The 18,956-nt window shown below is 69.0% G+C and carries 16 protein-coding genes and 1 pseudogene; 3 read left to right on the forward strand and 14 right to left on the reverse strand.

Features of this window, described 5'->3' with window-relative positions; genetic code table 11:
* Both CJ301_RS07645 and CJ301_RS07650 read left to right on the forward strand, forming a co-directional pair.
* Positions 1–1,401, forward strand: a pseudogene (locus tag CJ301_RS07645) (PIG-L family deacetylase); the annotation flags it as partial.
* A 5-nt stretch (positions 1,402–1,406) separates the two neighbouring features.
* Positions 1,407–2,300, forward strand: a complete 894-nt coding sequence (locus tag CJ301_RS07650) for a DMT family transporter (RefSeq protein WP_282025735.1) — start codon at positions 1,407–1,409, stop codon at positions 2,298–2,300.
* Positions 2,301–2,311: 11 nt separating this feature from the next.
* Here the strand turns inward: CJ301_RS07650 and CJ301_RS07655 are convergent, their stop codons facing one another.
* On the reverse strand, positions 2,312–2,788 hold the full coding sequence (locus tag CJ301_RS07655) for an Lrp/AsnC family transcriptional regulator (protein ID WP_099275959.1): 477 nt from the start codon (positions 2,786–2,788) through the stop codon (positions 2,312–2,314).
* Positions 2,789–2,894: 106 nt separating this feature from the next.
* On the opposite strand from CJ301_RS07655, the gene CJ301_RS07660 reads away from it, so the two are divergent.
* Positions 2,895–4,331, forward strand: a complete 1,437-nt coding sequence (locus tag CJ301_RS07660) for an aminotransferase class V-fold PLP-dependent enzyme (RefSeq protein WP_099275961.1) — start codon at positions 2,895–2,897, stop codon at positions 4,329–4,331.
* Between the two features lie 319 nt (positions 4,332–4,650).
* Here the strand turns inward: CJ301_RS07660 and CJ301_RS07665 are convergent, their stop codons facing one another.
* The 13 genes from CJ301_RS07665 to hmgA form a co-directional block, all read right to left on the reverse strand.
* Positions 4,651–6,660 (reverse strand): tyramine oxidase, encoded by a 2,010-nt coding sequence (locus CJ301_RS07665; protein WP_216823259.1) that lies wholly within the window; start codon positions 6,658–6,660, stop codon positions 4,651–4,653.
* A 53-nt stretch (positions 6,661–6,713) separates the two neighbouring features.
* Complete coding sequence (locus CJ301_RS07670; protein ID WP_099275965.1) at positions 6,714–8,120, reverse strand: aldehyde dehydrogenase family protein; 1,407 nt, start codon at positions 8,118–8,120, stop codon at positions 6,714–6,716.
* An 80-nt stretch (positions 8,121–8,200) separates the two neighbouring features.
* Positions 8,201–9,100 carry a helix-turn-helix domain-containing protein gene (locus CJ301_RS07675; protein WP_099275967.1) on the reverse strand — a complete coding sequence of 300 codons (900 nt, stop codon included), beginning with the start codon at positions 9,098–9,100 and terminating at the stop codon, positions 8,201–8,203.
* A gap of 261 nt (positions 9,101–9,361) precedes the next feature.
* Positions 9,362–9,835, reverse strand: coding sequence for a MarR family transcriptional regulator (locus CJ301_RS07680; RefSeq protein ID WP_099275969.1), 474 nt, complete (start codon positions 9,833–9,835; stop codon positions 9,362–9,364).
* Positions 9,836–9,858: 23 nt separating this feature from the next.
* The gene (locus tag CJ301_RS07685; protein ID WP_099275972.1) at positions 9,859–11,166 is read right to left on the reverse strand and encodes a TRAP transporter large permease; all 1,308 of its coding nucleotides are present in this window, start codon (positions 11,164–11,166) and stop codon (positions 9,859–9,861) included.
* Positions 11,159–11,614, reverse strand: a complete 456-nt coding sequence (locus tag CJ301_RS07690; RefSeq protein WP_099275974.1) for a TRAP transporter small permease — start codon at positions 11,612–11,614, stop codon at positions 11,159–11,161. The genes CJ301_RS07685 and CJ301_RS07690 overlap by 8 nt, the downstream gene beginning before the upstream one ends.
* A complete protein-coding gene (locus tag CJ301_RS07695) occupies positions 11,611–12,645 on the reverse strand; it encodes a TRAP transporter substrate-binding protein (protein ID WP_099275976.1) in 1,035 nt (344 codons plus the stop codon). Before CJ301_RS07695 ends, CJ301_RS07690 begins: the two co-directional genes overlap by 4 nt.
* A gap of 56 nt (positions 12,646–12,701) precedes the next feature.
* Positions 12,702–13,331, reverse strand: coding sequence for a maleylacetoacetate isomerase (maiA, locus tag CJ301_RS07700; RefSeq protein WP_099275978.1), 630 nt, complete (start codon positions 13,329–13,331; stop codon positions 12,702–12,704).
* Positions 13,324–13,518: a DUF2783 domain-containing protein gene (locus CJ301_RS07705; protein ID WP_216823260.1), complete on the reverse strand. Its 195-nt coding sequence runs from the start codon at positions 13,516–13,518 to the stop codon at positions 13,324–13,326. The genes maiA and CJ301_RS07705 overlap by 8 nt, the downstream gene beginning before the upstream one ends.
* Positions 13,518–15,137 carry an FAD-dependent oxidoreductase gene (locus CJ301_RS07710; protein ID WP_099276084.1) on the reverse strand — a complete coding sequence of 540 codons (1,620 nt, stop codon included), beginning with the start codon at positions 15,135–15,137 and terminating at the stop codon, positions 13,518–13,520. The genes CJ301_RS07705 and CJ301_RS07710 overlap by 1 nt, the downstream gene beginning before the upstream one ends.
* A 112-nt stretch (positions 15,138–15,249) precedes the next feature.
* The gene (locus CJ301_RS07715) at positions 15,250–16,200 is read right to left on the reverse strand and encodes an MBL fold metallo-hydrolase (RefSeq protein ID WP_099275980.1); all 951 of its coding nucleotides are present in this window, start codon (positions 16,198–16,200) and stop codon (positions 15,250–15,252) included.
* Between the two features lie 11 nt (positions 16,201–16,211).
* Entirely contained in the window at positions 16,212–17,453 is a 1,242-nt protein-coding gene (gene fahA, locus CJ301_RS07720) for a fumarylacetoacetase (protein WP_099275982.1), read from the reverse strand.
* Positions 17,454–17,562: 109 nt separating this feature from the next.
* Positions 17,563–18,930 (reverse strand): homogentisate 1,2-dioxygenase, encoded by a 1,368-nt coding sequence (gene hmgA / locus CJ301_RS07725; RefSeq protein ID WP_099275984.1) that lies wholly within the window; start codon positions 18,928–18,930, stop codon positions 17,563–17,565.
* Positions 18,931–18,956 lie beyond the last annotated feature (26 nt).

The raw sequence follows: 18,956 nt of genomic DNA on the forward strand, positions 1-18,956 counted from the left end.
ATCGCCGCCGCGCAGGAGGCCGCCGATCCCGGTTTCCGCGCCGCCCATGGCCACCGGCTCGACCGCAAGCGGCAGGAGCTTTCGGCGGCGCTGTTCGAAGCGGCGGGGCTCGAAATCGACGCCCGCCCCGAGCCCGCGCTGCTCTCCCCCGGCGGCACCGCCGATATCGCCATCCGCCTCGCCGCGCCGCTGGCCGACACGCCGCTGCGCCTCGCCGCTCGGGCCGGGCTGCCCGAAGGTCTCACCGCCGCGCCGGTCGATCTCGTCCCCGGCGACACCGCCCGGATCACCGTCTCCGCCGCGCCCGAAGCGCCCTTCCCGGCCGCCTTCCGCCCCGGCTGGGCGGCGCTCGGCGGCAACGGGCCGGGCGCGCTGCGGCTGACAGGCTCCATCGCCGGCCGCCCGGTGCGGCTGGCCGCCGACCTGTCGCACCCGCTCGACATCGGCCCGCGCGAGGTGCTGGAGATCGCGCCCGAGGCCGTGCTGCTCCGCCGCGGCCATGCGCCCGAGCCCCTGCGGATCGACCTCGGCACCCCCGAGGGCCGCGTCGAGCTCGACCCGCCCGAGGGCTGGAGCGCCGATCTTTCGCCGGGCGAGGCCCGCATCACGCCCCCCGCCGGGCTGGCCGAGGGCCTCACCGTGCTGCGACCGCGCCTCGATGGCCGACCGGCGCTGAAGCGCAGCGCCTATGATCATCCGCAGACCGGCCCCTTCCTGCACCACGCCCCGGCCGAGATCCGGGTCCTGTCGCTCGACCTTGCCCTGCCCGAAGGCGCGCGCGTCGCCTATCTCGGCGGCGGCGGCGACACCGTCGATCGCTGGCTCAGGCGAATGGGCGTCGAGACCGTATCGCTGGACCGGATCGAGCCGCAGACGGACCTGTCGGGCTTCACCACCGTGCTGATCGGCATCGTGGCGTTCGGCGCGCGCGCCGATCTGGCCGCCGCCACGCCCGCGCTGCACCGCTTCGTGCGCGAAGGCGGCCACCTCGTGACCCTCTACCAGCGCCCGGATCAGGGCTGGCAGGCCGAGGACACGCCGCCGCTGCCGCTCGAGATCGGCACGCCCTCGCTGCGCTGGCGCACCACCGACGAGACCGCGGCAGTGACGGTCCTGCAACCCGAACACCCGCTGCTGGCCGGGCCGAACCGGATCGGGCCGCGCGACTGGGCCGGCTGGGACAAGGAGCGCGGGCTCTATTTCGCCGCGCGGCGCGATCCGGCCTATGAGGCGCTCCTCGAGATGTCGGATCCGGGCGAAGCTCCGCTCGACGGCGCCTTGGTGTCCGCGCAGCTCGGCCAGGGCCGCCATACCCATTGCGCGCTCGTGCTCCACCACCAGCTCGACCGCATGGTGCCGGGCGCCTTCCGACTTCTGGCCAACCTCGTCCAGCCCGCCTGACACCGGTGCGGCCCCTCGCCCCAGCGACGGCCGCCGCAGGCTGGCTCTTGCTCGACATGACCCTGGTCACCGGCGTGACCGTGCTGGTCAAGATCGAGGGCCAGTCGCGGCCGGTGGCGCAGATGGTGTTCCTGCGGGCCCTGATCGGCCTGGTGCTGATCGCGCCCTTGGTCTGGCGTCACCGCGGGGATTTTGCGCGGATGCGGGCCCCGTGGCGCAATGTGGGGCGGGTCTCCTGCAATGCCGTGGCTCTGGGGATGAACTTCACCGCCCTCACGCTTCTGCCGCTGCCGGTCGTCACGGGCATCTCCTTCACCCGGCCGCTGGTGGCGATGGGCCTGGCGGCGCTGCTGCTTGGCGAAACCGTGCGGCGCAGGCATTGGGCCGGTGCGGCGGTGGCGCTGGCCGGCGTGCTGCTGATGATCGCGCCCGACGGCACGGCGGGGGCGCTGCCGCCCGCCGGCATAGCCGCGGCGGCGGCATCGGTCCTGTTCGGCGCGATGGCCGCGATCCAGACCCGCGCCCTGCGGGGCGAGAGCTTCGTGGTGATGATGCTGTTCTACACCCTGGGCCTGGCGCTGCTCAGCGCGCCGCTCGCCGCGTTGGACTGGGCGCCGGTAGGCCATGGCGATATCCTGCCCCTGCTCGGCATCGGCCTTCTCGCGCAAGCGGGGCAATACTGCTTCTTGCGGGCCTATGGCCTTGGCGAGGCCAGCCGGCTCGCCCCCTTGGGCTACCTGTCGATCCTCTTGGCGACCGCGGCGGGCTGGCTCGTCTTCGGCGAGCGCCCTGGCCCGTCGCTCGCGCTTGGCGGCGCCGTGGTCGTTCTCGGCATGTTGCTGGTCCGACAGGCGGATCACCCCGCCGCCCGGCCCGCCACCTGCCGCAAGGACGGCTGACACCGCTCAGCTCAGCGCAGCACCGACCGGATCGCGAGCGGGCGGTTTTCGAGAATGGCCTCCATGGCGAAATGCCCGGTCACGGCCTCGATGTCGAAATCCCTGATCAGCGCCTGGTAGAAACGGTCATAGCCTGCCATGTCCGGGCAGACCGCCTTGATCATGTAGTCCCAATGGCCGCCGATCCGGTGAAAATCGACCACCTCCGGCAGCGCCTCCACATGGCCGCGGAACGCGCGGGCCCAGTCCGAGGCATGGTGCCGGGTGCGGATCATCACGAAGACCGTCAGCCCCAGCCCCAGCTTCGCCGGGTCGATGTCGGCCCGCCGCCCCCTGAGCGCGCCGGTTTCCTCCAGCCGCCTGAGCCGCCGCCAGCATGCGTTCTGCGACAATCCCACCCGGGCCGCCAGCTCGCGCTGCGACAGCCCGCCTTCGCGTTGCAGAAGCTCAAGGAGCTTGCGGTCAATCTGATCGGTCGTAATGGCCATATTCGCGCATTCTGACCCAACCGAAGGCCTGAATCCAGATCACTTCGCGGTCGATCGATCTGCTTTGGGCAGGGATGATCTGCAAGGATAATGCAGGAGGACCACCGTGACCGACATCTTCGACCGTTTCGAGACCGCGCTGGTCGAAGCCGGACCCGCTGCGCTGCGCGCAGGCCAGTTCGGCCGGGGGGCGCGGATCGAGGGGCCGTCCGGGCCAAGACCGCTGATCTATGCCGACGATACCGCTTCGGGCCGGGCGCTGCGGCAGGTCGAGACCCTGCTGCACGAAGAGGTCCTGCCCTTTTACGCCAACAGCCACACCGAGGCCTCGCATTGCGGCGCGCTGATGACCCGGCTGCGCCGCGCCGCTCGGGCGCGCGTGGCCCGAGGATGCGGCGTTGATGCGGATCACGCGGTGATCTTCTGCGGCAATGGCGCGACGGCGGGGATCAATAGGCTGGTCGCGTTGCTCGGCGTGCCGCAGGCCCGCGCGTCCGGCCGGCCGATCCATGTATTGATCGGCCCGTGGGAGCATCATTCCAACATCCTGCCCTGGCGCGAGAGCGGCGCGGATGTGACCGAGCTTCCCGAAGGCCCGCATGGCCCCTGCCTCGACGCGCTGGAGGCGGCGCTTGCCAGGGCGCGCCGCGCCGGAGCGCTCTCAATCGCCGCGATCTCCGGCGCCTCGAACGTCACCGGCGCGATCACCGACACCGCGCGCGTCACCCGCATCGTCAAGCATGGCGGCGGCTTGATGGTCTGGGACATGGCCTGCGCCGCGCCCTACCTGCCGCTCTCCATGCGGCATGACGGGGCCGATGCCGACGCCATGGTGCTCTCACCGCACAAATTCGCCGGCGGGCCCGGCGCTTCGGGCGTTCTGGTGGTCCGCCGCGCGGCCTGCATCCCCGACCGCCCGAGCCAGCCCGGCGGCGGCACGGTACGCTTCGTCAGCCCCGATGCGCATGACTACCTGCCCGATCTGGCGGCCCGCGAGGAGGCGGGAACGCCGGATCTGCTCGGCGATATCCGCGCGGCGCTGGCCTTCGGGGTCAAGGCTGCGATGGAGCGCATGGGCCTGCTCGCCACCGAGGCCGCGCTGGCCCGCCGGGGGCTCGATGCGCTGCGGGCCGCGCCCGGGGTCGAGCTTCTCGGCGACCCTGCGAGACCGCGCCTGCCGATCTTCGCGCTGCGCTTCACCGCCTCCGATGGCACGATGCTGCACCAGCAGCTCGCCACCCGGCTGCTGTCGGACCAGTACGGCGTGCAGGCGCGCGGTGGCTGCGCCTGTGCCGGCCCCTACGTCCACCGGCTTCTGGGCATCGACGCCGCCGCCTCCGAGGCCTTGCGCGCGCGGATCCTGTCGGGCGAGGAGCTGGCCAAGCCCGGTTTCGTCCGCTTCAACCTGTCGCCGATGATGGAGGAGGCCGAGATTGACGCCGTGCTGAACGCCCTGGCGGCCCTTCCCGATGATGCCCTACGCCACCGCGACCGCTATGCCGCAGATCCGGGCCGGGCCATCTTCGGCATGCGGGCCGCTTGAGGCGAAGGCACCGCGCCGTGGCGGGCATCGGGATCTGCCCCTGCCCCGTTTCGCCCGGCACTCGGGCGGTTGCGGTTCGAGCTGCGATGACTTCGCGGGCGCAGACCGGCGGTCGAGGCCGTCTTCGGTGATGATCTCGTAGCCGCGCGCGAGCACCTGCTCGGGCCTATGCCCGGGCGTCCGGTCGAAGCGGGGGCCAGTTCGGGGAGGCACCGCCCCACCTCGGCCTTCCCGCCAGCTTCACGGATTTCACATCCTCAACTGAAAAGGGACCGCCGCGGCGATCCCCTCCCTGTTCGATGCGCCCGGATCGGACGTATCAGGGCTGCTTGCCGGGCGCGCGCAGCGTGATTGCCGGATTGTGGTCGAAGAAGTTGAAGGGCGCGAGCGTGATCCCCTTCCACATCAGCGGCATCACCGGCCAGTCCTCCATGCGCGGGATGTGGTGGAAACCCATCGTGTACCAGGTCACGATATCGGTGTTGGCGATGCTGTCATCCTGCTCCATCCACGCGGCGATCGTGTCGGTCCCGTCGCTCTGGAACGCGAACTCTCCGCCCGCATAGCGCTCATCACGGTCATATGGCGTCACATGCATCGTGTAGTCGATATAGGGGTTGCGCATGGCCGGCGGATCATTGGCGGTGTCGAGCGGGCTGTAGGCGACGCTGTCTCCGGGCGCGATCATGTAGGACGGGTGATGACCGAGGCCGCTGGTCACCCCCATGTTGCCCACATGGTACATGGCCGGGGTCTGCGGGTTGATCTTGTAGCGGGCCTCGCCTTCGGTCTGCGGCATCTCCTGCCTTGTCACCCAAAGCGAGCGGCGCGGCACATCCGATGGCGCCTCGGCCGCGACGATTGCCGTCCGCATGAAGCTGTTTGCCTGGCCATCGATGTCGAAATCGAGCCGGAAGTTGAAGAAATGATCGTGGTTCGGCGCCACCAGGTTCGGCGCGATGAGGGTGCCGTATCTGGTCTCCTCCTCGGCCGTCTCGGCCATCATGTCCCGCGCGGCAACGCCCTTGACCGCATCCAGGCCGGTCGAGCCGACCATGACCTTCATCCGGCCCGCCTGGTCGAAGCGGTAGTCGATCAGGTAGTCGTAATTGCCCACCTCGGAGGCCGAGCGCACCACGAGTTCGGTCGCTCCGCGCCCTTCGGTCGGCACCGCCTCGTCTTCGGTCTGGGCAAAGATCTCGAAATGCCGCCAGGCCGGGTCACCGATGTCGCGCTCGAAGATGCAGACCGCATCGGGGATCTCCATCGGCGACCCGTCATCGGCATGCACCAGCGCCGGCAGGAAGGTGGCGTTGGCCGGGCAGTCGACGCCGGCACGCAGCGGGGTCATGAAGATGCCGAAGCCGTATTCGCCGCTATCCATGTAGGTGCGCCAATACCAGCCCTCGGAGGGGTCCATGTAGGGCACGAAGACTTCGGAAAGATGGGCCTGATAGAGAATTTCGCGCGGCCCCTCGCCGACATCCGCCTGAATGTTCGACAGCACGACGCCCGGCCGCTTGTCGACCCGCCAGCGGAAGGACCAGATGTCCCAGTCGATGCGGCCGTCCTCGACCGTGTAGTTCGGCCCTCCCTCCTGGCGCATCACCACCGGCGCGGTCTCGGGGCGCAGTTCCATGTCGGAGCGCTCGGAGATTTCCTCCTCGGTATAGCCCCAGCCATCCTCGGGAAGCGGCAGCACGCCCGTATCGAGGACTTCGACGACCTCGTTCATCCGCAGATCGACGGTGGCATAGAGACCTTCGACCGGCTTGGCATAGAAGTTCGAGCTGCCGCCCAGCACGTAGCAGGGCACCTTCATCAGGCGGCGCCCGTCTTCGCTTTCGTCGCCGAAGGCGCCGGCGGTCAGCGGCAGGCAGAACATTTCGTCAGCGGTCAGGCCCCGCTTCTCCAGCCCGGCGAGGAATTCCGGGTGAGACAGCACCAGATCCATGGCCCCGATGAACTCTTCGACAAGCAGCATCGGCTCGCCATCCATCGTCTCCCAGCTGGTCACCTCGCCCTCGGCGATATCGACGATGCCCTTGTGGACGCCCTCCTTGGTGACGACATTGACGACCGCCGCCCGCGGCTCGGGGTCGCCTTCCTGCCAGTCGAGCACCACCTGTTTCTCGGGCTCGCGAAGCTCGATCAGCGGGTAGCGGCTGTCGGGCCCGGTGTGACCGGCCTCGCTTAGGATGCGGGTCACCTCGATCATTTCCTCGGCAGTCAGGCCGTCCAGGGGGTGCGCGGCAAGCGCGGCGGGAAAGGCGGCTGCACAGGCCAGCGCCAGGCCGGAAACCCGGCCCGTCATAGTGGTTCGCTTCATGGTTTTCTCCCGAAAGTTGCTTGGCGGCCCGTTGGCAGCGGGCCGCCGGATCCTCAGCTGAAGATCACCTGGATGTCCGTGTACTCGGCGAGGCCCTCTTCGCCGAACTCGACGCCCAGCCCGGAGCTCTTGACGCCGCCAAAGGGCGCGTTGGGCTGAATGGCACCATGCTTGTTGATCCAGACCGAGCCGCAGTCCATCCGGGCCGCCAGTTCGCGCGCAGCCGAAATGTCGCTGCTCCAGACAGAGCCGCCCAGCCCGTAGGGCGAGGCATTGGCCTTCTCGAGCATCTCCTCGACGCTTTCGCATCGAATGATCGCCAGCGCCGGGCCGAACTGCTCCTCATCGACCAGGGCATCGCCGTTATCGAGACCGGCGATCAGCGTCGGCGGGAAGAACAGCCCCTCGCCGGGCTTGCCGCCCAACAGCACCTTGCCCTTGGCGGCAGCGCGCGACACGAGGGTCGACAGCTTGTCGAACTGCGCCTCGTTCTGCACGGGTCCGAGGATGGAGGTCTCGTCGAGCCCATCGCCGACGGGGATGTTGCTGGCGAACGCCACCAGCGCCTCGCAGACCGCATCATGCACATCCGCGTGGACATAGAGGCGCTTCATCGCGGCGCAGGTCTGGCCGTTATTGATGAAGGCGCCCCAGAACAGGCCTTCGGCGATCGCTTCGGGATCGACATCCGGAAGCACGATGCCCGCATCGTTGCCGCCCATCTCGAGCGTCAGGCGCTTCATCGTGTCAGAGGCGGTGGCCATGATCTTCTGGCCGGTGCCGCAGGAGCCCGTGAAGACGATCTTGCGGATCTTCGGATGCGCCGCCATTGCCGCGCCGATATTGGCCTTGCGGTCATCGGAGGTGATGCAGGTCACCACCCCTTTCGGCAGCACTTCATTCATGATCTCGACCGCCCGCAGCGTCGCGAGCGGCGTCAGTGGAGAGGGCTTGATCACGACCGTGTTCCCGGTCCTCAGGGCCGGCAGGATGTGCCAGACCGCGATCATGACCGGAAAATTCCACGGCGTGATGGAGCCCACCACGCCGAGCGGTTTGCGGCGAAGCGTGACGCGGCCCTCGTCGTTGTCCTGCAGCACCTTCTCCGGCAGCGACAATTCGGCGGTATAGCCTGCCCAGGCCGCCGCGCCGCCCATTTCCCAACGGGAGCCGAGGCCATTGAGGGGCTTGCCCTGCTCAAGCGTGATGAGGCGGGCCAGCTCTTCCGCGTTTTCCTGCAGCTTGGCCGTGACGGCTCTGCACGCCTCCTGACGCTCTGCATCGCTCTTGGCGGCCCATTCGGGAAACGCCGCCGCCGCCGCCGCCACCGCGCGATCGAGCTCTTCGAGGCCGGCGTTCGGCGCGGTGCCGGCCGCGTCGCCGGTCGAAGGGTTGATCACGGTGAACCTGTCGGCCACGTCCACGGGCGCCCCGCCCACGGTGAAGTTCATCTCGTTCATGTATTCCTCCCTTGGCGGCTGCGGAAGCCGCGTGAAGGAAGCCTAGCGGAGAGGAAGGCCGGCCGTCCTTGCGCGAAGCGTCAGGCCGACTTGCCTAAAGCGTCACGGCTGCGGCCGGGGCTTTCGCCATAGCGTTTGGCATAGGCGCGATGGAAATGGGCAAGGTCGGTATAGCCTGCGTCGAATGCGGCCTCCGTCACGGAGCTGCCTGACAGCAGAAGGCCCCGCGCCGTGGCAAGACGCGCATCCGCTATTTCGCGCGCCACGGTGCGCCCCAGTGGCGCAAAGGCCCGCTGCAGCCTGCGCGGCGTGACACCGAGCGCCTCCGAGACATCCCCTGCGCCGAAACCGGCCTGTCGATGGCCCCGGGCAATGACAGCAAGCGCGCGCTGAACCAGGCTGGAGGTCAGCCTGCCTGTCCGCCGATCGGCGAGCTGCGCGCCGAACAGGGTCATGAAGCCTTCCTGCACCAGTTGCGAGGCCTCGCTGCCATCGAGCACCAACCGCTCCAGAACGGACTGCAAGGCGGCGCTGAGGGGTTCTTCCCGGGCAAAATGGAGACCGCCGGTGAGATCGCTTCGGAAGCGGGCCCGCGCTTCCGAATGGGGAAGATGCAGGGACATCTGCTCACACATGCCATCGAGCGGCACGAAGATCGATGGCAGCTCCGCGTCGATCAAGACGGCATCCCCCGGCCGCAGGACGCTTTCCCGGCCGGCCTGGTTCATTGCCGAGCGACCGGCGCGCTGGATGATCAGGTAGAAGTAGCGCCCCGGATCCTTTCGGATGTCCGAGGCATCGCGCACGATGCGGCGCACGTCGTAAGAGACATGCACGGCCGCGATGTCTCCCAGGGAAAGCCGTCTGAAATTGCCCCGGACCCGGCCATCATGCGCCAGGGCGTCAAACCGTCCGCAATGCTGATGCAGCACGCTGCGGAATGCCTCTATCGATTGGCTGCCGGCGGCAGGTCCATTCATCACTCCTCCTCCCACTTTCCGAGCACGAAACCCCTCCCCGGTCGCTCGCGCTCCCTCCCCGTTCGATGCACCGCGCCTTCTTCAGGCGCGCGCCCATCCCGGCAGGCAGTGTGGCTGTCGATCAAACAGCTTCGGCCTGAAGGGTGTGTCAGTCCTTCATCGCTTGCAAGCCCGAGGTTTCGGCGCGGCAAGGCGGCAGGCCTGCACCGAAATGCCCGCCACGGGGGGAGATCCGCGCCGCGGCAGGAGCCGGGTTGCCCGCTAGCGCCCCGAAGCCCTGCCGCCGACCGAAATGAAGGCTTCGAGCAGCGTGGTCAGCTGCTGGTAGCGTTCGGGGCCGAAGCGCTCGGCGAAGCCTTGGGTGACCTGCCGGGAGACCGGGGCGAAACGCGCCACCAGGGCCCGGCCCGCCCCCGTCACCGTGACCACCTGGCGGCGGCGGTTCGCGCGGTCCTGCACCCGTTCGACCAGGCCGCGCTCGACCATCGATTGCAGGATGCGCGAGACCGAGGCCGGCTGCAGGCAGGCGGCCTCGGCCAGCGCCTGCACCGAGCAGGGGCCGCGTTCGATCAGCACGCGCAGGATGCGCCATTGCGGCTCGCTGACCCCGGCCTCGGCCAGCATCGGGCGCAGCTCGCGCAGCAGCGTCTCGCGCGCGCGGATGAGCGCGATGGGCAGCGACCGGCTGGTCGGCCCGAGCCCCATCCCGGCGGCGGCGGTCGCGCCGCCGCTCATGGCATCCCCGTCTCTTCCTGGCCTCACAGCAGCCACAGCGAGATCCCCGGCACCAGCACCAGCAAGGCCAGCCTTACCAGATCGGCGAGCCAGAACGGGAAGATGCCCTTGAAGATCGTCGCCAGAGCGATGTCGGGCACCACCGAGCGCAGCACGAAGACGTTCATCCCCACCGGCGGGGTGATCAGGCTGACCTCGGTGACCACCACGACGACCACGGCGAACCAGATCAGCAGGTTCTCAGGGTCGGCCAGCGGGCCGGCGCCGAAATCGAGCTGCGCGACGATCGGGTAGAAGACCGGCACGGTCAGCAGGATCATCGACAGGCTTTCGAAGATGCAGCCCATCAGCAGGTAGATGCCCACCATGATCCAGATCACCGTCCAGGGGTTCACTTCGGCGTCATAGATCAGGTCGACCAGCGCGTCGGGCAGGCCCGCGAAATTGACGAAGGCCGAGAAGATCTCGGCGCCGATGATGATCGCGAAGATCATCGCCGAGGCGAGCACCGTCTCGCGGCAGGCCGACACGAAGCTCTTCCAGCCGAGCGCCCGCATCGCGAGCGCCAGGCCGAGCGCGGCGATGGCGCCCATGCCCGCGGCCTCGATCGGGGTGAAGAAGCCGCCATAGATGCCGACCATGATGAACAAAAACAGACCCAGCGTGCCGGTCACGCCGATCTTGTCGCGGCGGGTCATCGGCTGGGAGGTGCCGGTCTCGGGCGCGAGCGACGGGTCGATCCGCACCGCCACCATCACCGCGATGAGATAGAAGACGATGCCGATGGCGCCGGGCAGCAGCCCCGCGATGAAGAGCTTGCCGATGTCGCTTTCGGTCAGCAGACCGTAGATGATCATGATCACCGAAGGCGGGATGAGGATGCCCAGCGTGCCGCCCGCCGCGATCGATCCGGCGGCGAGGCTGTCGGCGTAACCGAAGCGGCGCATGGGCGGCATGGCGACGCGGCTCATGGTGGCGGCGGTGGCGAGCGACGAGCCCGAGACCGCCGAGAAGCCGCCGCAGGAGAGCACCGCCGCCAGCGCCAGCCCGCCGCGCATCCGCCCGAACAGCCGGTCGGCGCCGGCAAAGAGCCCCTGCGCGATGCCCGATCCGGCCAGCACGTTGCCCATGAAGATGAAGAGCGGCACCACCGAGAGCGAATAGCTCAGACCGGTCTCGAAGACCGCGGCGCCGATCATCGCCCCGGCCGGGTCCCAGCCGCGCAGCCAGGCAAAGCCCGCCCCGCCGACCAGCGCCATGGCGAAGGCGATCGGCACGCGGGCGAAGACCAGCGCCAGCAGCAGCGCGATGGCGATCAGCGATTCAGTCATGGAGAAATTCCCGCAGCAGTCCGAAAAGCGCCGAGGCCAGGCAGGCCAGGGCCCCCAGCGCGGCGAAGGGGGCCAGCGGCACGCCCAGCGACACCGAGCGGGCGCCCTCGTGCCACTGGTTGATCATCAGCCCGAAGAGGGTCCAGGCGAACCAGCACAGCACCAGCGCCGAAACCGCCGCGGCGAAGAGGCCGGTCGCCCTTTGCAGGCCCGAAGGCAGGGCATGGGCCAGCAGGTCGACCTCGACATGCGCGCCCGCGCGGCTGACCAGCGGCAGCGCCACGAAGACCAGCGCGCCGAGCAGAAGCTCGGTCATCTCGAAAGCGCCCGAGAGCGGCGCGTTGAGAAGGTAGCGCCCCACCACGTCGATCCCGGTCACCGCCATCAGGGCCAGCAGCAATGTCGCTGCCAGCCCCAGGAGGATCGTTTCGAGCCGTCTGGCGATCATTGCGCCGCCGGGATGTCGACGCCGGTCATCTCGCGCAGCCGCGCGAGCGCCGCGGCGCCGTCCTGGCCCTCGGGCAGGCTCTCCGCCCAGGCCTCTTCATGCTGCGCCGCGGCGGATCTGACCGCCTCGAGCACCGGCGCGGGGGCGGCGGACAGCGCGATCCCGGCGGCGTCGATCTCTTCCTTGGCGGCGTCGTCGGCATCGTTCCACGCCTGGCCCACCAGCTCGGCGAAGGCGGCGCCGGAGATCGCGTCGATCGCCTGCTGGTCCTCGGGCGAGATCTCCTCCCACTTGTCCTCGTCCATGACCAGAAACCAGCTTGTGTTGTAGAGCCCGCCGGGCACGGTCATCGAGTATTCGATGTCGTTGGTGAGCTTGAACGCGGTCAGCGCCTCGTAGGTGAAGGCCACGCCGTCGATCACCCCCCGCGAGAGCTTCTCATAGACCTCGGGAGAGGACATGAAGAGCGGCGTCGCGCCGAGATCCTCGGTCAGCTCCGCGATATAGCCGCCGGGCACGCGGATCTTGAGCCCTTCGAGATCGGCGGGCGTCTCGATCTCGCGCTGGTTGTTGTGCAGCAGGCCCGGCCCATGCACGAAGAGGCCCAGCAGATGGGTGCCGGCGTGGTCCTCGCGCGCGTTCAGATCCTCGGTGTAGACGGTCCAGAAGGCCTTGGAGGCCGCGACCGCGTCATCGCCGATGAACGAGAACTGGCCCAGCTGCGAGCCGGCGAACCGGTCGTCCTGGGTAAAGCTGTGCAGCCCGTAGGTGATGTCGGCCACGCCGTCGCGGGCCATGTCGAAATGCGCGGGCGGGCTGCCCAGGGGCTTGCCCAGAACCCGCACCGACACGCGCCCCTCGGTCACCTCCTCGACCTGCTCGGCCCAGGGCTTGATCGCATTGACCACGATCGGATGGCGCGGCGGCAGCCAGCTGGACAGCGCCAGCTCCACCTCCTGGGCCTGGGCCGGGGCCACGCCGGTCAGCGCCAGCACTGCGAGGGTCGCAAGACCCGTCTTCTTGATCGTCATGGTGGGATCCTCCCTTTGCGAGGACGCGGGCTCCTCCGCCCGGGTCCGGTAAACGTTCAGCTGGCCGCGGGCTGCATCGCCCCGGCCCGGTGGAAAGCGTCGAGCTGCGCGCAGGCCCGCGCCACCCGGCCGATGCGCGGCAGGTCGCCGGTGTCCACGCCCCAGCGCGCCGCGTTGTAAAGCTGCGGCACGAGGCAGAGATCGGCCTGGGTGAGCGCGGCGCCCATGCAATAGGGCCCGGTGTCGTCGAGCAGCGCCTCGACCGCCTCCAGGCCGGGGCGGATGAAATGGCGCATCCAGTCGCCGCGATCCTCCTCGCGGCCGGTCAGCTGGACGGCGCGCGCCGCGACGCGCAGGTTGCAGACCGGGTGCAGGTCGCAGGCGACGGCCTGCGCGATGGCCCGCATCCGCGCCGCCTGCGCCGGCGCCTTGGGGCGCAGCGACAGCCGGCCGGTCTCTTCGAGATAGTCGAGAATGGCGAGGCTCTGGGTCAGCAGCAGGCCGTCGATCTCGAGCACCGGCACCAGCCCTTGCGGGTTGCGCGCCAGGTGTTCCGCGCCGCGCTGGTCGCCGGCGAGCAGGTCGACGGGGCGGCTTTGCCAGTCGATCCCCGCGAGGTTGAGCGCGATGCGCAGCCGCCAGCTCGCGGTCGAGCGCCAGTAATCGTAGAGCACGGCCTCAGGCATAGGAGCGGGCCGTCTCGAAGATCTTCTTCAACGCGTCGACCTCGCCGAGACGGTTCGCCAGCAGCAGCACGAGCCGCGCGTTGAGCGCGTGGCTCTGCGCCTCGCTCAGCCCCTCATGCGCCGCCATGAGCGCCTCGTAGGCCTCGTCCCCGCGGGCCCCGAGCCCCATGTCGTAGATCTCGCGCATCACGCCATCTCCCTTTGGCCCATGGCGCGGGCCAGCGCCGCCTTCACTGCGCCGGCCGGCACCTCGCCGTGAAACACCGCCGCCGCGTGCCCGTCGGGGCGGACCAGATAGGCCAGCCCCGTGCCGTAGCGCCGCAGCGCGTGGCCCTCGCGGTCCTCGTGGATCTCGTAGTCCCGGCCGGTCTCGTGGCCCTGGCCGGGCCGGCAGATGCCGATCCGGCGCAGGCCCGCATCGGGCAGGTCGATCCCGCCGAACCCTACGAGCGTGAACGCGCCCTGAAGCCGCGGCAGCAGCCAGCCCTCGCCCACCGGCGCGTCGATCATCGGCTCGCCGGGCCTGACCCGCCCCTCGCCCGGCGTCTGCAGCGACAGCCCCTCCAGCGAGCAGGGCTGCGACAGGCGGCCGGAATTGATCAGCCGCCGCGCGAAGGGCTGGTCGTGGGCCATGCGCAGCGTCTCGTGGCGAAAGAGCGCCTCGATCGGCGTCTTCGGGGTCATGAAGTTGGTCGAGCGCGCGGAATTGCGGATGTTCTCGGCCGAGCCGTGGCCGCGCTCCTCGTCGTAGCTCTCGATCAGCGCCTCCTCGGCCTCGCCCGTCAGCACGGCCGCGAGCTTCCAGCCGAGATTGTCCACGTCCTGTATGCCGCCATTTCCGCCGCGCGCGCCGAAGGGGCTGACCACATGGGCGCTGTCGCCGACAAAGACCACCCGGCCATGCACGAAGCGGTCGAGCTTGATGCAGCGGAACTTGTAGACCGACAGCCAGTCGAGCCGGAAGGGCCGCTCGCCGACGATCGCCCTGATGCGCGGCACGACCCTGTCCTCGCTCGCCTCGGCCTTGGCATCCGCGCCGGGATCGAGCTGCAGGTCGATGCGGTAGATATTGTCGGGCTGCATGTGCAGCAGCGCCGACTTGCCCGGATGAAAGCTCGGATCGAACCAGAACCAGCGCTCCGCGGTGTCCTGCGCGAAGGGGCTCTGCTCCATCTCGATATCGGCGATGAGGAACTGCTCCTCGAAGGTCTGGCCGGTGAAGGTCAGCCCCATGCGCTCGCGGGTCGCCGATTTCGCGCCGTCGCAGGCCAGCAGCCATTGCGCCTCCAGCGCGTAGCCGCCCTGGGGCGTCTCGACCCGCAGCGTCACGCCGTCGGCGCGGGCGTCGTGGCCCACCACCTTCGACAGGAAGCGCAGGTCGATCAGGTCGGGAAACTGGCGCGCGCGGTCGAGCAGGTACTCCTCCACGTAATACTGCTGGAGATTGACGAAGGCCGGGTATTTGTGGCCCTCCTCGGGCAGCAAATCGAAGCTGTAGACCTCCTCGTCGCCGTGAAACAGCCGCCCGACCTTCCATGTCACGCCCTTCTTGAGCATGCGCTCGCCGATGCCGAGCCGGTCGAAGATCTCGAGCGTGCGCTTGGCCCAGCAGATCGCGCGGCTGCCGACCGACACGACGTTGTTGTCGTCGAGCACCACCGAGCGGATGCCGTGCAGCGCGAGGTCGATCGCCATGGCCAGCCCGATGGGTCCGGCGCCGACGATCGCCACCGGCGCGCCGGTGGAGCCGCCGTCAAGCTCCGGCGGGCGCAGGAAGGGCTGCGGTGTATAGCTGTATGCGGGCATGGTCTCTTCTCCCTCCTGCATGCGGTCCGGCTCCTCCACCGAACCGCATGCGGGTCGTCTGCTGTCATCTCCGCCGCGAAGGCGCCGACCGAAGCGGCGCCCGAAGCGGCGTTCACCCCTGCAGGGCGGCCCACATCTGCTGGTCGCGCTCGGCGGTCCAGACGCGCGGCGTGTCGATGCCGCGGGCCTCGTCATAGGCGCGCGCCACGTTGAAGGGCAGGCAATGCTCGTAGATCGCGTAATCGGAGAATTTCGGGTCGCAGGCGGCGCGCACCGCATCCCAGGCCTCCTTGAGCGAGCCGCCGCGGGCCACGACGCGGGCCGCGGGCTTGTAGGTCGAGCGCACGAAATCGGCGGTGTTCTCCAGCGCCTCGTTCACCTGCGCCTCGCCGACCAGCGCATCGCCGCGGCCCGGCGCGATGGCGCGGGGCGCAAAGGATGCGATATTGGCCAGCGTCTCGGGCCAGTCGGCGAAATGACCGTCGCCGCAGTAGCAGGCCGAATGAAACTCGACGATGTCGCCGGTGAACATCACCTCCTGATCGGGCACCCAGATCACCGCATCGCCCGCGGTGTGGGCGCGGCCGAGATGCATGATGTCGACCCGGCGCTTGCCGAGATAGACGGTCATGCGATCGCTGAAGGTCGTGGTGGGGCGGGTCAGGCCGGGGATTTCCTCATGGCCCTGGAAAAGCCGCGGAAAGCGGCCGAACTCGCTGTCCCAGTCCTCCTGCCCGCGCTCCTCGACCATGGCGGCGGCGGCGTCCGACATGATGATCTCGCGCGCGCCATAGGCCGAGGCGCCGAGCACGCGCACCGCGTGGTAATGGGTCAGCACCAGGTGGCTGATCGGCTTGTCGGTGACCGAGCGCACGCAGTCGATCACCTTGCGCGCCAGCCGCGGCGTGGCCTGCGCCTCGACGATCATCACGCTGTCGTCGCCGATGATGACGCCGGTGTTGGGGTCGCCCTCGGCGGTGAAGGCGTAAAGCCCCTCGCCCACCTCGGTGAAGCTGGTCTTCTTTTCTTCCATGTCGCCTTGCGACGCGAATGCCTTGGCCATGCGGGTCTCCTTCAATCCTTGGTCCAGTCGGGCTGCGGCACGGCGGGCAGGACCTTGCCCGTGCAGGCGCCGAAACCGATGCGGTAGCCATCGCCCTGCGCCGCGCCGCGCAAGGTCAGCGTGTCGCCATCCTCGAGAAAGCTGCGGGTCGCGCCGCCGGGCAGTTCGAGCGGCTCCTTGCCGCCCCAGCTCATTTCGAGCAGCGAGCCGCGGCTGCCCGGCGTGCTGCCCGAGATCGTCCCCGAGCCCAGCAGGTCGCCGGTGCGCATGGCGCAGCCGCTGGTGGTGTGGTGGCACAGTTGCTGCGCCGCCGAATAATACATCTCGGCGTAGTTGGTGCGCGCGATCACGCTTTCCTCGCCGCCCTCCGGGGCCAGCGCCACCTCCAGATCGATGTCATAGAGCATCGGGCCGGGCTCGCGCAGATAGGGCAGCAGCTCGCGCTCGCGCTTCGGCGTGGGGGCGCGGAACGGGGCCAGCGCCGCGGCGGTGACGATCCAGGGGCTGATGCTGGTGGCGGTGGCCTTGGCCTGGAACGGGCCGAGCGGCTGGTATTCCCAGGCCTGGATGTCGCGCGCCGACCAGTCGTTGAGCAGCACGTAGCCGAAGATCATCTCATCCGCCTGCGCCACCGAGACCATGCCCTGCGAGGGCGTGCCGACGATCGCGCCCATCTCCAGCTCGAGATCGAAGCGCGCGCAGGGCGCAAAGCGCGGCATCTCGTCCTGCGGCCCCTTGAGCTGGCCCCAGGGGCGGGTCACTTCGGTCCCCGAGACCACCACCGACGAGGCCCGGCCATTGTAGCCGATCGGGATCGACAGCCAGTTCGGCGGCAGCGCGTTCTCGGGGCCGCGGAACATGGTGCCGACATTGAAGGCGTGGTTCTTCGAGGCATAGAAATCGGTGAATTCGCTGACCGCGAAGGGCATCAGCAGCCTCACGCCCTCCAGCGGCACGAGATGCGGCGCGACGGCGGCGCGGTGCTCCGCCTGGCCCAGCAGCTCGGTCAGCCGCGCGCGCAGCGCCGCCCAGACCTCCGGCCCCGCCGCCATCACCGCGTTCCACGAGGGCGCGGCAAAGAGGGCAGGCTCCAGCCCGTGATCCACCGCGCCCACATCCAGCACGAAATCTCCGATGGCCACGCCCATGCGCGGCCCGCGACCATCGTCGAAGACCCCGTAGGGCAGGTTGTTCAGCGGAAAGTCGCAGCCCGGCTCATCGGCCCCTGCAACCCAGCTCGTCATCAGGCTCATTCTCGTCCTTCCGGGGCCTCGGCCCCCTTTCTCTCTTTTCGAAACATGCGCGACACGCGCCGCGCGGCGGCGTCGGGGGGCGCGCCCCCCCTGTTTTTTCGCGCGACCGTCAGTCCCAGTTGCCCTCCGGCGTGCCGTCGAAGCGCTTCTTCAGGCTGTCCCAGCAATCGATGTAATCGTCCTGCAGCGGCGCCTCCCTCGCGGCAAAGCGCGTCAGGTGCTGCGGGAAGCGGGTCTCGAACATGAAGCTCATCGTGTCGTCGAGCTTGCCCGGCCGCAGCTCGCCGAAGCTGGCCTTCTCGAAGGCCTCGTTGTCGGGGCCATGCGGCAGCATCATGTTGTGCAGGCTCATGCCGCCGGGCGCGAAGCCCTGCGGCTTGGCGTCGTATTCGCCATAGATGTTGCCCATCAGCTCGGACATGACGTTCTTGTGGTACCATGGCGGGCGGAAGGTGTTCTCGGCCACCATCCAGCGTTCGCGGAACAGCACGAAGTCGATGTTCGCCGTGCCCTCCACCCCCGAAGGCGCGGTCAGCACGGTGAAGATCGACGGATCGGGGTGATCGAACAGCACCGCGCCGATCGGGCAATAGGTGGTCAGGTCGTATTTCACCGGCGCGTAGTTGCCGTGCCAGGCCACCACGTCGAGCGGCGAATGATCGATCGAGGTCTCGTGGAACTGGCCCTGCCACTTGATCACCACCCGGCTCTTGGCGTCGCGGTCCTCGAAGGCGGCGACGGGCGTCTTGAAATCGCGCCGGTTGGCCATGCAGTTGGCGCCGATCGGGCCGCGCGCGGGCAGGTGGAACTTCTGGCCGTAATTCTCGCAGACGAAGCCGCGCGCCGGCCCGTCGAGCAGCTCGACCCGGTAGACGAGGCCGCGCGGCAGGATGGCGATCTCCTTGGGCTCGAGATCGATCACCCCGAGCTCGGTGCAAAACCGCAGCCGCCCCTCCTGCGGCACCACCAGAAGCTCGCTGTCGGCGGAATAGAAATACTCGTCCCGCATCGAGGCGGTCACCAGGTAGACATGGCTCGCCATGCCGGTCTGGGTGTAGACGTCGCCCGCGGTGGTCATGGTGCGCATCCCGGTCAGCCAGGTGAGGCTCTGGTCCGAATGCGGCACCGGGTCCCAGCGGTACTGGCCGAGGCTGATCACCTCGGGATCGACATTGGGCGCGGAATGCCAATACGGAACGTCGATCTTCGAAAAGCGCCCGGTGTGCTTCACCGAAGGGCGGATGCGGTAGCACCAGGTCCGTTCGTTCTGATGGCTCGGCGCGGTGAAGGCGGTGCCCGAGAGCTGCTCGCCATATAGCCCGTAGGCGCAGCGCTGCGGCGAGTTCATCCCCTCGGGCAGCGCCCCGGGCAGGGCTTCGGTTTCGAAATCATTGCCAAAGCCGGGCATGTAGCCCTCGTGCAGGGCGCTGATGCCGGCGGCTCGCGTCAGGCCCGAGATCTTGTTCGGCTCATTCATCGGCGGCGTCCTCCCTCGACCAATGA

It is taken from the genome of Limimaricola cinnabarinus (assembly GCF_002723615.1).
Taxonomy (GTDB): domain Bacteria; phylum Pseudomonadota; class Alphaproteobacteria; order Rhodobacterales; family Rhodobacteraceae; genus Limimaricola; species Limimaricola cinnabarinus_B.